Raw genomic sequence first — 13292 nt, forward strand, 5'->3', positions numbered from 1 at the left:
ACCATATCCTAGTTATTAATTAAATCAAGCGTGCAAAGGACGTGTAAGGTTTCAACCTTAAAAATAAAAGTTAATTTAATGTTAAAACATTAAATATATTTGCACACGTAATGTTATGACCTTACATTTGTAGTATAAAAATATATCAACAACGAATAAAATATACTACAATTATGAAAACAACTTATAACCGATCAAAGATAATGAAATTAGCTAATAAACTAAGAAAAGATGAAGAATTATCTATGTCACAAGCTTTAACGTTGGCTTGGAGCAAGGCAAGACGTGATGAGTTCTATTTGGTATATGAAGTTCGCAAGGCAAAAAGAGGTTCTATCATGCACGACATGAACATGCTTGCTGAATCATTGACTAACTATTACGCAAACAATACTTATAACGGAGATTAATCATATTATTCTTTAATCTCATGGAGTATCTTTTCAATATCAGATTTAGAACTTACTTTTCTTATTATTCCATTATACTCAATATATCCATTGATACCTTTAGATTGAGGTGCGAATAATTCAAGAAAGTCTACATTTAAGGCATCCGCTATTCTCTCTAAGGTTGTTGTAGTCGGGTTACCTGTCAAAGATTTTGAAAGACCAACTTCCGTTATGTTCATTTTATCGGCAAGCTCTTTTTGCGTAATTCCTTTTTCTCTTAATAATTCTTTGACTCTTAGTTTAATCATTTTCAAGTTGTTTATATTTAAAATTAAACTACAAGCTAATAAATGACATAAAATAAAACTATCACTATTATTATTAGCATTATTTAACTTAATTAATTATGATGTTTAATATATACATAGTTATATTTGCAGTATAAAAATAAACTAAAGCTATAATTTATTACTGCGACAATTCAAAGGTAGTAAATTTTTCAGAGTAAGAAATTAATAAAATTCAAAATTATGGAAACAATATTAATAGACAGACCTAAAAGATCAAGGTTAAACAGATATAGAGGTTCTAGGAGAAACACGAACAATACTCCTGCTATTGCGAAAACCAACCCTATTGGCTTTATGATAAACTATAATGCGGAAAGCGGAGTAATGGATATTATACTAAGCGACAAAGTATTCAGCTATCGTGTAGATCAAAATAAATTTTAAAAATAATTAGAAAATATAGTTGTACTTTGGTTGTCATGTTGTATATTTGAAATAGATAATTTGTAACGAGGTGGAATTCGTTAATAAAGATATAAGAAGCCATTAATCACAGAGATATGCCAAATTCCACACACACGCATATAGTGATTGGTGGCTTTCCTTTTAGACATAAAAAAAGGTGCTTGCAGCAACAAACACCGATTTAAATATTTTATTGTAAAACTTAATATTTATATGTATGGCAAAATTAGACAAAAAGAATGAGATTACCTCATTAAACAGTAAAAAAAATGAATTGTTAAAGCATTTAAACCCCGAAAAAGATGGAACATCAAGTTTAAATGGCTTGTGGGAGTATGCAGGAAAGCCTGAAAATAAAGATCCCAGACAATGGAGTAGATTACCCGAAACAGAAAGTTTTATTGGTTCTGTATGCCGATTTTTAAATGTGGAAAAATCCCACATTATAAAATCTAAGCGAGGTAAAGGTGGTGGGACTCGTGGTGTTCAGCAAATAGTTCTTGAGTATGCAAAATATCTTGACACAGATTTATCTGTTTTAGTTAACGAAGTTTTCTTCCAACGAGTAGAAGAAGAAAAGAATCCTGATCTAATAGGTGAACGGTATATTAACGCCTATCGGAAAAGGGGTAAATCCGACAAATGGATAAAAGCTAGGTTGGACGGAAAAATAAAGCGCAAAGAATTTACAGCTTGTTTAGCTAATCATGGTGTAGAATCTCCTTTGGGTTTTAAAAAATGTACGAATGCTATTTATGAACCTTTATATGGTGAAGGAGGTACTTCTTTAATAAGAGAAAAGAAAAACCTACCCGATACGGCTAAGATAAGAGATAATATGTCCGAGTTAGAACTATCAGCCGTTGATTTTGCAGAAACACTAGCAAGGCATAATATTGAAGGTAAAGAAATTAAAGGAGAAAAACGATGTGAAGCTGAATGTTATAATTCATCGAGGATTGTGGCAAAAGCTATTGTTGACAGCAGAAAACAATCAGGAATATTTTAAACTAGTAAACATCATGAAAAAAACAGGAATTAAATCACAGATCAAGAATCTTAAAAAAGGAGAATCGTATTTATTTGAGCGCAAGCGTTATTCGTCAATCAGAAACACGCTTCATGTACTTAGAGTAGAAAACCCAGACAGGGCATGGACTTCGGAAATTAAGGAAGATGGTATTTTGGTAACATGTGATGAATAGTAGTATGAACAAGCAAAAACCAATATTCGGATTATCCAAGATTCCACACAATGAGTATGTAAAGTTTCTACAGATGGAATTGGGAAAAGCTTACGCATATATATGTGAGCTTGAAGAAATTGCAGGAAACCCACAAAAGTATATTGCTTCATATAAAGGTAATATAAAGGGGTTGACAAACAAGGTGGAAGTATTAGAGAAGGAGCTATACGAAAAGAATTATGAGATAGCTCGATTGAGGGATGTATTAACAGGTAATAGCAAAGAGGCTCTTCAAAGTTTGACCGCCACGAGAACCTCTTTGCGAGTATAACCAAACAAATAGCTTAATTATGAAAACAAATATAACAATGAAATCCGAAGACCGTAACTTATTCGGTGTTATTATTCGTCAAGAAACCAAAACAGGATTCTTGAATGTGTCTGATTTAACGAGAGCTTATGAAATTGAAAGGAGTAAAAAAGGATGGAGTTACAGACGCTCTGACGAGATTTTTGATTCAATCGTAAATGCTGAAAGAATATATTACATCCTACAAAAACAAGGTTATTTTATTGATACACAGGATGATTTCATAAAAGGGGGAATTTCCCACTTTATGAAAGATGTTGAAAAACAAGGTCTTAAAAAGGTGCTTAAAAATATGAAAGCCTATAAGACAACTGGCAGAGGCGATAATAAATCAGTCTGGGCTGATCCGTATATATGGATGCTTATTGCGATGGAGCTTCACCCAGAGATTTACGCTACTACAGTTTGTTGGCTTGCCGATAAATTGATATTGAATCGTATTGAAGCAGGCAATATGTATAAAGGCTTGACAAAAGCTGTAACTCGTTTTGATAATGTAGATTATTCAGGATTAGCCAAAGCGTTGAACTTTGTCGTATTCAATCAGCATGAGACTGGAATAAGGAATACGGCAAGTCAAGACCAATTAAAACAATTGGAGGATTTAGAGAAATATCTTGCAACGTCTATTGAGATGGGGCATATAGTTTCTTTCAATGATTTAATCCAAGAGTTGAGAGAGATGTATAATAAGAAGTGGAATCCAATAAAAAGAATAGCATGAGCAAATATAGTAGCGTAAAGAAGTACGAATTTTTTGAGCAAATAGAACATGATAGCACTTTAGCTTTTTTCTTTAACAAGGTTTTTAAAAATATGGATTTAGCTCGAATTATATCATCTCCTAAATCATTCAATGAGTCAAGTTATTTAAAAAGCAGGAAAAAGCGAAAAAAATATAACAATGATACATACAAGATGTTCTATCAAACATGTTTGTTTGAGATGTATGCTCATGCTGTTATCAAAAAGCTAGAAGATTGGCAAAAAATAATCCATGAATATTTATCTGAATTTAATGGTAGTTGGGAATACTATGCACGTTCGAAGCGTATAGATATGATAAATAAATATGGAGGTGACGATGATGACTATGATGACAACGGCAATATTGTTAAAAATGTACCAGATGATAAGCTATTATCATATTCTATAATTTTGGATTTAATACCAGATGATTGGCGTGATATAGTTATTGAAACTAAGCCAGATGATTTAGAGTATATAAGTAGATATATAAGTTTAAATAGTTCGTTTTCAATTAAAGATATGGCTAAATCTATTGGGTTTGAAAATCTAAAAACGTATAGAATGCAAAACGGAGTAATGGTTGAGAATACAGAAGATGATGAGCTATTACATTCAATAGAAAACACAACGAAAAGTGAAAATGCTACAGTAATGCTCTTGACAATATGTATGATAATTAATCAATTTGTAAAGGAGATTAATACACTACAAAAAGATGAGGATAATAAAGAGTTTCTTTCTGTATTATTGTCTAGAATACAAAATTTGTTTGATATGGATATAAAATCAGAGATCACCAAATTACAAATAGAATTAGAGAAATAAACAAAACCAATAATTTATACATATATGAAACCAAATGCAATTACAGAAGAATTAGCAAAGGCAATAGATGCCATGCAATCAGGCGTTGAAAAACTTATTGACAGATACCCAGAAAACAGGGAGGAACTTGTAAATATTTCTAACAACATGGGTGTTGTGGATATGCTAGTAAATGATGCACTAGAGCAAAACAAAAGATTAGCCCTGACTAGTGGCTTTATGCAAACGATGTGGACACTTACAGATATAGAAGAAATGCTCGACGACATGTATATGACTTGGATAGGTACTATATCCGATAATACAAGAATAGGTGACGGACACAGCCTTATAAAGGAAGCGACAATACTTTTTAGGCTAGTTCTAGGTAAATAATCAATAGCTCACATTTATTTTTAAAGGCACTCTTAACAGGGTGCTTTTTTTGTTGAAAACTATTTAGTTATAAACAACACATGACAACTAAAGTATAATTATATTTGTAATAATAAGTATTGTTCATATATGAAGATAGTTTATAATAAATATATTCCGTTCACGAATCACAGCGCAATTAATATATGTGGTGTTGTGTTTGCTAAGAGTATATATAAACCGCTATCAGCAGAAAATATCAGACACGAGGCTATACATACTCAGCAAATGAGAGAACTATTATACATTCCTTTCTATTTATGGTATGTAATTGAGTGGCTTGTAAGGCTATTTCAGTATAAAAGCAAAATGGAAGCTTATTACAATATCTCATTTGAAAGAGAGGCTTATGCTAACCATGGCAATACTGAATATTTGAAAAATAGAAAGCTGTTTAGCTTCTTAAAATATATATAAAACACTTATGAATGAAAACCAAAACTAAAGAGTTGATCCAGTATTTAAGCGCAATAGGAATGTTGCTTCTAGGTAGTTCTTTAACTATCGCTGGATTCATTAAATCAGACGGACAAATACATGATAGTGTATTATGGTTATTTGCACAATGTTTATTGTATGCAGGCTCAATATTCGGAGTAGCATTGTATGTAACCGACAGGTTTAAGCGTCTGGAATTAGAACTTTTTAGAGGAAAGAAAGAAGATAAAACAGAGGAAGAAGAAAAAGAAAAAGAGAATGACTAGAGGATATTTAAATAAGAATGCGGGTAACATTGAAAAAGGAAACGATGTGTTTCAGGGTGAAGTAATACCATCCAGAGATCAGCGTTTTAAAGAGTTTAAGACTATGGCTTATGGTTACAGAGCTATGTTTGTGACGCTTCATACTTACCTTACAAAATACAAGCGTGATACTATTGTCAAGATAATAAGCGCATGGGCACCATCTGTTGAAAATCACACGGACAAATATATTGAGTGTGTTGAAAAATGGTCTGGTATTCCAAGAAATAAAGTGCTTACACCTAATTCTGGAAAAGAATTTATGCAAATTGTTGCAGCTATGTCTCGCATGGAAAACGGAATACCTGCAGATATTAAAGACGTTGAAGCGGGATTTAAATTACAAGACAGGATAAAATGAGACACGATGAAAGTAAACCTATAACTATAATCATAGCAATATTAACCGTATTGCTTATTCTGGTATTATTAGTCGGATGCAAGACTAAGACGGTCTATGTGCCTGTTGAGAAAACGAAAATAGAGTATAAAGACAAAATAAAAATAGATTCGCTAATAAGATACGATTCAATTTTTCAAGATCGCTATATGAAAGGTGATACTGTTTTTCAAATCAAAGAAAAATATAAGTATATAGATAAAATAAAAATAGTTCGCGATTCGGTATTCAAGATAGATTCCATACAAGTCCCTTACCCCGTTAAAGGTGATACAATAGAGGTCAATCGTTTAAAATGGTATCAGGAAGCTTGTATATGGTTTACATCATTAGTTTTATTTGCTTTGTTTGCATTCTTAGGTATCAAATATAGATCAATAATATTTTCCATAATAAAAAAGATGTTTTTTCATAGTTAGTTATAATTGAAGAATTTCTTTTCTCATTAATGTTTTTAGTTATCGGGATGTCTGGCTTGTGAAAGTCGGGCATTCTTTTTATATTTATGCTTTATAGCACAACTAAATAATGTTAAAACTGGCGTTCGTATTACAATAGTATTACAATGATATTTAACAAACCTTATATCTAGCTAACTATCAATAACATATACAGATTACAATATTAGAGCGTTAGACTGGCAGTCTAAAGGTGATCGGTTCGAGTCCGATATTCTCCACTACTTCGGACAAACTTGATAAAAAGGGTTTGTCCGATTTTTTTATACCCCTGTAAGTGCTTGATATTTGACTGAATAATTCAAATACTTTGTTCTCTCCATCGGTTCGATACTCCTGATTTTCCTTATATCATAGAAGATACCATGTGATTACTAATCACCCTCCCTTAACATTCGATAGGGTTATTCTATAATTCAAACTGAACCAAATATTTCTATTCAATGTTATATTAATATAAGTATTCTTGAGAAATGGAAGTCTATTTAATCATATTATATGTTAGTATAGCTTTATTTGTATCAAGCATTATACTTTGGTACATTTCAGGCACTTTCCTAAAAAAGCGTAAACGATTATTATCAAAAAAGGTTGTTTATATTGGAGGTTTTATGTTTTCTTTTTCAATGTTGGGAGCAATAATATCATTGATCATCTGGTCTATAACATAATAAAAAAGCCTCATATAATTTTGCATTATATAAGGCCTTCTATATTTCCTTAAAAGCTTATCCCCTATCCATATTATTTTCATCAGGATTGATTCTATTCAGAGCAGCTTTTACTTCCTTTTCACTAATAGGAGTAGGTGGTTCATTTACCTTATTTTTTCTGGCTTCTTCATATCCCTTAAAATCCTGTGGAGATTTGTTTATTTCATTTCTTTTCATGACTATTATAGATTTAATTGAACATACACTATACTAAACATATTTACAGCGATTTATGTTCGTTCACAAGGTAGAAAAGAAGATCATTTCATTTATTAAGAGATTTTAAAGGGAAGAATTGCAGAACAAGAAGGAAAAGAATAAAAACAATCCCCGTAATTACAACTCCATCCCATCCCCAAATAGCCCAAGCCTTACCTCCTAAAAAGGCTCCTAAAGAACCTCCTAAAAAATAACATGTCATATAAGCAGTATTTAACCTGTTTGTGGCATCTTCATCTTTTGAGAAGATAATACTTTGGTTAGTTATATGGATAGATTGCAAACCTATATCTAATATAAATATACCAAATATAAGGCCTATATACATAAGTCCTGTAGAATAAAATAATAGCCAAGCCAATAACATCAATATAGAAGATGCAAACAAAATCTTTCTTTTGTCTATTATATCGACTATCCGACTGACATACGTAGCCGATACTGCCCCACCAATACCTACAATACTTAGTAAGCCTGCCGCATCGCTCCCGACTAAAATACTTTGAGAAAATATATAATAGCCATCAGCTGTTTTCCTTACTTTCTTCATTTTTCGCTTGTTTAGTTATCAAAAATATAAAATAAAAGAGAGAATCCCTTTAACTAATATATAAGGTGTTCTTAAATCTCTCACCCTCTCATATAGTAATAAATGTTACACTATCACAAATAATTAACTATTACCTTTGGTGCAAAGAATCAAAAATGAAATTATATTAAATATCACTACATCTAGTGATTGACCAGAATTTACCATTTTTCTAAATTTGCATATCAACTAAAAATACAACATCTGATTTTGAAAAGAAGTATGAGTATCAAACACATTCTGTTGTTTATCTTAATATCTATATTTGTTTCCAATAGCATAAAAGCTGATGATATATATAATGATAGTGATTCTGTTATAATGAAATATACAGGAAAAGAAATCGTAATAGAATCATTTAAACAAAACAATAATTTATATGTACAGCCTGTAGCTGCCTCATTGATTACAAGTAAGGAAATCAACGATTTTAACATAGTTAATATCAAAGAAATTACATCTCTTGCACCTAATCTCTATATTCCCGATTACGGTTCTAAAATGACTTCACCGGCTTATATAAGAGGTATAGGCTCGCACCGTAATGCACCCTCAGTAGGTCTTTATGTTGATGGTGTGCCTTATTTCGACCGTTCTTCATTCGATGTGAATATTAACGATATAGACCGGATAGAAATACTGCGTGGCCCACAAGGAACAATATATGGACGAAATACGATGGGAGGTATTATTAATATTTTCACAAAGTCTCCGTTCAAATATAAAGGCACAAACCTTAATCTGACTGCGGGAAATTATAATAACTACCAAGCAGGATTATCTCATTATGGTAATGTCCATAACAAAGTAGGTTATGCAATATCTGGTAATTATCTCCATTCGGGAGGATACTTTAAAAATATTACAACAAATAAAAAAGCTGATCCTATAGACGCATTTTCTACTCGGGGCAGACTCAGTTGGCGCATACAACCAAATTTGCTAATGCATTTAATATTAGCTTATGAATACTCAAACCAAAATGGTTATCCTTACAGAGTGTTCGATAAAGAAACAACTGAGATGGACGATATAAATTATAACGAACATAGTTTCTATCGAAGAAATATGTCCACTAACGGTCTGAATATAGAATACGTAACGGACCAATTTAAAATCGGATCCCAATCTTCATTTCAGTTTTATGATGGGAAACAAGGTCTGGATCAAGATTTTATGCCTCAGGACCTATATTACGTAAGTTTCTACCAACGTCAGCAAATGTATTCTCAGGAATTCAATATAAAATCCCTGAACGAAGACAGCAGATATAGCTGGCAATTCGGACTATTCGGGTTTCATCAAAGTTATTATCAAACAAATGATACGGACAATCGTTCAACAAAAGAACATACCATACAAAGTGCACACAATCCCACTGACGGTTTTGCAGCCTATCATCAATCTACAATAAAAGACATCTTCGATCCGAGCCTGTCTTTAGTATTAGGGCTTCGTTACGATTGGGAACAAACAAAATCCACTTCAAACCGTACGACTCCCAAAGGAATAGAAGATCCTGTTGAAGATAAAACCTCTTTTTCTCAGATTACTCCAAAAGCAGCTCTACAATATTTATTTGGAAAAGACGGACTTGCTTATTTCTCTGTGAGTAAAGGGTATAAAACCGGAGGATTCAATAATACGGCCGAAAGACAAGAAGATCGAATTTTCGATCCTGAATATAGCTGGAGCTACGAAGTGGGATCTAAAAGCAGTTTATTTAATAGCCTTATATTCTTCGACATGAGCCTGTTCTATATCGACTGGGACAAACAGCAAATATCTCAAACCAAAACCGGAGGAAAAGGGTTTATCATAAAAAATGCAGGAAAATCGGTCAGCAAGGGAGTGGAACTATCAGCTCAAATAAACCCTTTAAAGAATCTTAACTTTCAGATTTCCTATGGTTATACAAGTGCTAAATATAAAGATTATAAAGACTATAATGACCTCACGGGAGTGGCAACAAGCTATGATAACCATTATCTACCAATGGTACCTAGGCATACAGCCGCACTTTCGGCAAATTACACATTGGGTATAAATAAAGCATGGCTCGACAATATTGTTTTAAACGCTCAATATACAGGTGCAGGCAAAATATACTGGGCAGACAACAATGACATTACGCAAAAATATTATAATCTACTTAATGGAAAGATATCTTTTGTGAAGAAAGATTTTTCTATAGATTTGTGGGCTAAAAATATTACAAACGAGGGATATATCTCCTATTATTTTCTCAACAATCTAGCAAAAAAAGATTATGTGCAAAAAGGGAGGCCTTTTACATGTGGTATAAACATGAATCTTAAATTCTAAATATAAAGGATGAAGCTTAATTTCCAAAAAGGAGGACATCTATTTACATTTTTTTGCTTGTATATAGCGCAATCTATACCTATGAGCTTTTTCTCCACTGTATTACCAGTCATTATGAGACAGCAGAATTTTTCTCTCGAAACGATAGGTATGCTCCAATTGCTGAAACTTCCTTGGATTCTAAAATTTCTCTGGTCTCCGGCTGTAGATCGTACAACTTATAAACTCAATGATTTTAAACGTTGGATATTCTCATCTGAACTTATTTATGCCAGCATTATACTCGCAGTTTCATTTCTCGATTTTCAAACAACGCCATATGTTATTATAGGCCTTATTATACTATCCTTCATAGCTTCTGCCACTCAAGATATAGCAACCGACTCATTGGCCGTCCTATCTTTTAGTAAAAAAGATAAAAGCCTGGCAAACAGTATGCAATCTATGGGTAGTTTTGCCGGAGCAATGATTGGTGGCGGTTTTCTACTTTTACTATATCATCAATTTGGATGGGGCAATCTCCTACCCTTTCTAGCTTTATTTGTCATTATAGCTATTATACCTCTTTTCTTTTTTAAAGGAGGAAGGGGCAACGAAGTTATTAAGCCTAAACAACAAGAAAGACCTACTGCGAATGATATATTAGGCTTCTTCAAACAAAAAGGTATCGGAAAACAAATCATATTTCTTTTCTTATACTATGCAGGCCTTATTGGTGTTTTAGCCATGCTAAAACCAATGCTGGTTGATTATGGCTATAGTATAAAGCAAATTGGTATCATGTCGGGAATAGTGGGTACATCAATCGGCTGTATTGCATCCTTTTGCGGTGGTTTTATTGTACGTAAAATAGGACGGCATGCTGCACGTATTTTATTTGCAGTTTGTACGCTGGTCACGACCATCTACTTCTGCCTGTTGGTTTCTGTATTACCTGTAAATATAGCAACATTACATTTAGGCATCTCATTACTATGGGGAAGTTATGGTATTTCTGTCATTGTAGTTTATACTACAGCGATGGATTGTGTGCGCCCCGGCTATGAAGGTACTGACTTTACTATACAAACTGTAATAACACATCTTAGTGGGATTATAATGGGAGTCAGCTCCGGAAAAATAGCAGCAATGATAACATATAAAGGCTTATTTGTAGTAGAGATGTGTATCGCTGCCATATCCCTTACATTTATATTATTTGCATTCAAATTAAAAGCAACTAAAGAAGATAATGAAACAAGAATTATTGAATAAATATAGTATCCCTGTTCCTCGATATACAAGCTATCCTCCTGCTAACTTTTTTAATGAATCATTCACTGAAAATAAATATCGGCAGGCAGTTATAGAATCAAACAATCAGAATCCTCAGCATATTTCTATTTATATACATATTCCGTTCTGCTATCATATGTGCTACTACTGTGGATGCAATTCTCAGTTGTTAAAAAACGACAAAGTAGTTTCGGATTATATAGATGCTCTAAAAAAAGAAATTAGAATGACACTTCCGTTACTAGATCATAACCGGAAGATATCACAAATTCATTATGGAGGAGGGACTCCAACGTCTCAACCCGTATCCGTATTAAAGGAACTGAATCAACTTGTTTTATCTGAATTTAATTGTATCGAGAATCTGGAAATAGCAATTGAATGTCATCCGGGATATGCAGATGAAGCATACTGGAATGACCTGATTGATGCCGGATTTAACCGAATTAGTTTAGGGGTACAAGATTTTAATGAAGATGTATTAAAGGCGTCAAATAGAAAGGCCCCTCGTATGCCTATAGAAGACATATTCAAAATTCTAAAAAACAGAAGAATATCTGTAAATATGGATTTTATATATGGACTCCCCCTACAGTCAGTAGAATCATTTACAAAGACAATAAACAAAGCTATAGCATTAAAGCCTGATAGAATAGTCACCTTTTCATATGCACATGTACCTTGGGTAAATGAGTTACAAAAAAAACTGGAAAACGTTGGTTTACCATCTATCGAGATAAAAAGTAAGATATATGAAACTGCCAAGCAACAATTGAATAACGCCGGATATAAGACTATCGGTTTAGATCATTTTGTCCTTCCTAATGACGAATTATATGAAGCGCAACAATCGAAAGCCCTCCATCGTAATTTCCAAGGATATTGTACACGCCGTACTACAGGACAAGTATACGCCTTTGGAATTACAGGTATAAGCCAGCTTGCCACTGCCTATAGCCAAAATACAAAAGACCTGAAAACATATATAGAACAAGTAAATGAAGGGATCTTTCCTATAGCAAAAGGGTATATTTTAAACGAAGAAGAACAAATAACAAGAGAGGTTATCTCTCGGTTGATGTGCAACTATACCATTAATTGGCAAAATTTATCCAATGAGCTTAATATTTCAGCAGATAAAATAAAATCAACTATTGGTTATAACGAGATTCAATTGCAAGAGTTTGCAAACGATGGAATAATCGAATATGACAATAACGCTCTGACTGTACTTTCTGAGGCAGCTCCATTTGTACGTAACGTTGCTGCATCTTTTGACAGATTATTGGGAACTAAAGAAAACAGATACTCTAAATCAATATAAATAGCCTCTCTATCTATAATATTGTTTCATTCAGGATAAATTCAACAATACCTATTAATATTGTCAGCGTCAGACATAAATACAATAGTTGAATATTCTTTTTCGCTAAAGAAAATAAAGATAGAAGGAATAGTAAAGCATACAATATACCATAAATCAGCATGAGAGCAGAGGACCTTATTTGAGGCTCATAATAAGACATGGAAAGAGGTTCGCTGCCAGTATGGATATTTTGAACACTTTCCATCAGACTACTATTAATTAGCTCATAAAAATGAGAAAAGGCCATAAATCCGGCTAATAAAAGGGTCGTAATGGAAATTATTTTAAATCCCCAATTGTTGTTTGTTCTATTATAATTACGACTATAATCGTATTCTTTCATCTATATTTATTTTTTAAAACTGAAGCTATTCAATGATACCAACAAGTAACATAAAAACAATCAGATAAACATTATAATAAGGCTCTCCACTTTTGAGTAAGATTAACAAAGTTATAACTATTATATTATTATTATTACGAATCTTATATAGCATTTTAATATATGAAC

General features: G+C 32.7%; 19 protein-coding genes. 15 read left to right on the forward strand and 4 right to left on the reverse strand.

All coding sequences use genetic code 11. The features are described 5' to 3' along the window. The first annotated feature begins 173 nt into the window (after positions 1-173). Entirely contained in the window at positions 174-410 is a 237-nt protein-coding gene (locus JGH11_RS16015; RefSeq protein ID WP_201113483.1) for a hypothetical protein, read from the forward strand. A 5-nt stretch (positions 411-415) separates the two neighbouring features. Here the strand turns inward: JGH11_RS16015 and JGH11_RS16020 are convergent, their stop codons facing one another. Next, positions 416-700, reverse strand: coding sequence for a helix-turn-helix domain-containing protein (locus JGH11_RS16020; RefSeq protein WP_201113486.1), 285 nt, complete (start codon positions 698-700; stop codon positions 416-418). Positions 701-922: 222 nt separating this feature from the next. Between JGH11_RS16020 and JGH11_RS16025 the strand changes: the two genes are divergently transcribed. The 11 genes from JGH11_RS16025 (at position 923) to JGH11_RS16075 (ending at position 6255) form a co-directional block, all read left to right on the forward strand. Then, a complete protein-coding gene (locus JGH11_RS16025; protein WP_201113488.1) occupies positions 923-1126 on the forward strand; it encodes a hypothetical protein in 204 nt (67 codons plus the stop codon). 238 nt (positions 1127-1364) lie between these two features. Continuing rightward, on the forward strand, positions 1365-2156 hold the full coding sequence (locus tag JGH11_RS16030) for a KilA-N domain-containing protein (protein WP_201113490.1): 792 nt from the start codon (positions 1365-1367) through the stop codon (positions 2154-2156). 13 nt (positions 2157-2169) lie between these two features. Next, positions 2170-2352 carry a hypothetical protein gene (locus JGH11_RS16035; protein WP_201113492.1) on the forward strand — a complete coding sequence of 61 codons (183 nt, stop codon included), beginning with the start codon at positions 2170-2172 and terminating at the stop codon, positions 2350-2352. A gap of 4 nt (positions 2353-2356) precedes the next feature. Further along, positions 2357-2665, forward strand: a complete 309-nt coding sequence (locus tag JGH11_RS16040) for a hypothetical protein (protein WP_201113495.1) — start codon at positions 2357-2359, stop codon at positions 2663-2665. Positions 2666-2684: 19 nt separating this feature from the next. Then, entirely contained in the window at positions 2685-3428 is a 744-nt protein-coding gene (locus tag JGH11_RS16045; protein WP_201113497.1) for a hypothetical protein, read from the forward strand. Beyond that, complete coding sequence (locus JGH11_RS16050; protein ID WP_201113499.1) at positions 3425-4279, forward strand: hypothetical protein; 855 nt, start codon at positions 3425-3427, stop codon at positions 4277-4279. Before JGH11_RS16045 ends, JGH11_RS16050 begins: the two co-directional genes overlap by 4 nt. Positions 4280-4303: 24 nt before the next feature. Next, positions 4304-4654, forward strand: a complete 351-nt coding sequence (locus tag JGH11_RS16055; protein ID WP_201113501.1) for a hypothetical protein — start codon at positions 4304-4306, stop codon at positions 4652-4654. Positions 4655-4783: 129 nt separating this feature from the next. After that, the gene (locus JGH11_RS16060; protein ID WP_201113503.1) at positions 4784-5110 is read left to right on the forward strand and encodes a hypothetical protein; all 327 of its coding nucleotides are present in this window, start codon (positions 4784-4786) and stop codon (positions 5108-5110) included. A gap of 11 nt (positions 5111-5121) precedes the next feature. Then, complete coding sequence (locus tag JGH11_RS16065) at positions 5122-5397, forward strand: hypothetical protein (protein WP_201113505.1); 276 nt, start codon at positions 5122-5124, stop codon at positions 5395-5397. Then, positions 5390-5797, forward strand: a complete 408-nt coding sequence (locus JGH11_RS16070; protein WP_201113507.1) for a structural protein P5 — start codon at positions 5390-5392, stop codon at positions 5795-5797. Before JGH11_RS16065 ends, JGH11_RS16070 begins: the two co-directional genes overlap by 8 nt. Beyond that, positions 5794-6255 carry a hypothetical protein gene (locus JGH11_RS16075; protein ID WP_201113509.1) on the forward strand — a complete coding sequence of 154 codons (462 nt, stop codon included), beginning with the start codon at positions 5794-5796 and terminating at the stop codon, positions 6253-6255. The genes JGH11_RS16070 and JGH11_RS16075 overlap by 4 nt, the downstream gene beginning before the upstream one ends. A gap of 767 nt (positions 6256-7022) precedes the next feature. On the opposite strand, the gene JGH11_RS16080 is transcribed toward JGH11_RS16075, so the two are convergent. Together JGH11_RS16080 and JGH11_RS16085 are read right to left on the reverse strand one after the other, a co-directional pair. Then, positions 7023-7184, reverse strand: a complete 162-nt coding sequence (locus tag JGH11_RS16080; protein WP_201113512.1) for a hypothetical protein — start codon at positions 7182-7184, stop codon at positions 7023-7025. 88 nt (positions 7185-7272) lie between these two features. After that, the gene (locus tag JGH11_RS16085; RefSeq protein WP_201113514.1) at positions 7273-7776 is read right to left on the reverse strand and encodes an MFS transporter; all 504 of its coding nucleotides are present in this window, start codon (positions 7774-7776) and stop codon (positions 7273-7275) included. Between the two features lie 261 nt (positions 7777-8037). Here JGH11_RS16085 and JGH11_RS16090 point away from each other — a divergent pair, with 261 nt between their 5' ends. From JGH11_RS16090 to hemN, 3 genes are read left to right on the forward strand one after another with little or no spacing between them, the layout of a single operon-like run. Beyond that, the gene (locus JGH11_RS16090) at positions 8038-10140 is read left to right on the forward strand and encodes a TonB-dependent receptor (protein ID WP_201113516.1); all 2103 of its coding nucleotides are present in this window, start codon (positions 8038-8040) and stop codon (positions 10138-10140) included. Between the two features lie 9 nt (positions 10141-10149). Continuing rightward, positions 10150-11394, forward strand: coding sequence for an MFS transporter (locus JGH11_RS16095; RefSeq protein ID WP_201113518.1), 1245 nt, complete (start codon positions 10150-10152; stop codon positions 11392-11394). Then, positions 11372-12739: an oxygen-independent coproporphyrinogen III oxidase gene (hemN, locus tag JGH11_RS16100; protein WP_201113520.1), complete on the forward strand. Its 1368-nt coding sequence runs from the start codon at positions 11372-11374 to the stop codon at positions 12737-12739. Before JGH11_RS16095 ends, hemN begins: the two co-directional genes overlap by 23 nt. Positions 12740-12752: 13 nt before the next feature. Here the strand turns inward: hemN and JGH11_RS16105 are convergent, their stop codons facing one another. Further along, positions 12753-13124, reverse strand: coding sequence for a hypothetical protein (locus tag JGH11_RS16105; protein WP_201113522.1), 372 nt, complete (start codon positions 13122-13124; stop codon positions 12753-12755). Between the last annotated feature and the right edge of the window lie 168 nt (positions 13125-13292).

This window comes from Dysgonomonas sp. Marseille-P4677, from assembly GCF_016652235.1.
Classification (GTDB): Bacteria; Bacteroidota; Bacteroidia; order Bacteroidales; family Dysgonomonadaceae; genus Dysgonomonas.

Bases quoted from the DNA above. Each gene is read 5' to 3' on its own strand.
- JGH11_RS16070 (WP_201113507.1), top strand. From the start codon at position 5,390: ATGACTAGAGGATATTTAAATAAGAATGCGGGTAACATTGAAAAAGGA.
- JGH11_RS16095 (WP_201113518.1), top strand. From the start codon at position 10,150: ATGAAGCTTAATTTCCAAAAAGGAGGACATCTATTTACATTTTTTTGC.
- JGH11_RS16030 (WP_201113490.1), top strand. From the start codon at position 1,365: ATGGCAAAATTAGACAAAAAGAATGAGATTACCTCATTAAACAGTAAA.
- JGH11_RS16080 (WP_201113512.1), bottom strand. From the start codon at position 7,184: ATGAAAAGAAATGAAATAAACAAATCTCCACAGGATTTTAAGGGATAT.
- JGH11_RS16035 (WP_201113492.1), top strand. From the start codon at position 2,170: ATGAAAAAAACAGGAATTAAATCACAGATCAAGAATCTTAAAAAAGGA.
- JGH11_RS16105 (WP_201113522.1), bottom strand. From the start codon at position 13,124: ATGAAAGAATACGATTATAGTCGTAATTATAATAGAACAAACAACAAT.
- JGH11_RS16075 (WP_201113509.1), top strand. From the start codon at position 5,794: ATGAGACACGATGAAAGTAAACCTATAACTATAATCATAGCAATATTA.
- JGH11_RS16020 (WP_201113486.1), bottom strand. From the start codon at position 700: ATGATTAAACTAAGAGTCAAAGAATTATTAAGAGAAAAAGGAATTACG.
- JGH11_RS16025 (WP_201113488.1), top strand. From the start codon at position 923: ATGGAAACAATATTAATAGACAGACCTAAAAGATCAAGGTTAAACAGA.
- JGH11_RS16055 (WP_201113501.1), top strand. From the start codon at position 4,304: ATGAAACCAAATGCAATTACAGAAGAATTAGCAAAGGCAATAGATGCC.
- JGH11_RS16090 (WP_201113516.1), top strand. From the start codon at position 8,038: ATGAGTATCAAACACATTCTGTTGTTTATCTTAATATCTATATTTGTT.
- JGH11_RS16060 (WP_201113503.1), top strand. From the start codon at position 4,784: ATGAAGATAGTTTATAATAAATATATTCCGTTCACGAATCACAGCGCA.
- JGH11_RS16045 (WP_201113497.1), top strand. From the start codon at position 2,685: ATGAAAACAAATATAACAATGAAATCCGAAGACCGTAACTTATTCGGT.
- JGH11_RS16085 (WP_201113514.1), bottom strand. From the start codon at position 7,776: ATGAAGAAAGTAAGGAAAACAGCTGATGGCTATTATATATTTTCTCAA.
- hemN (WP_201113520.1), top strand. From the start codon at position 11,372: ATGAAACAAGAATTATTGAATAAATATAGTATCCCTGTTCCTCGATAT.
- JGH11_RS16050 (WP_201113499.1), top strand. From the start codon at position 3,425: ATGAGCAAATATAGTAGCGTAAAGAAGTACGAATTTTTTGAGCAAATA.
- JGH11_RS16040 (WP_201113495.1), top strand. From the start codon at position 2,357: ATGAACAAGCAAAAACCAATATTCGGATTATCCAAGATTCCACACAAT.
- JGH11_RS16065 (WP_201113505.1), top strand. From the start codon at position 5,122: ATGAAAACCAAAACTAAAGAGTTGATCCAGTATTTAAGCGCAATAGGA.
- JGH11_RS16015 (WP_201113483.1), top strand. From the start codon at position 174: ATGAAAACAACTTATAACCGATCAAAGATAATGAAATTAGCTAATAAA.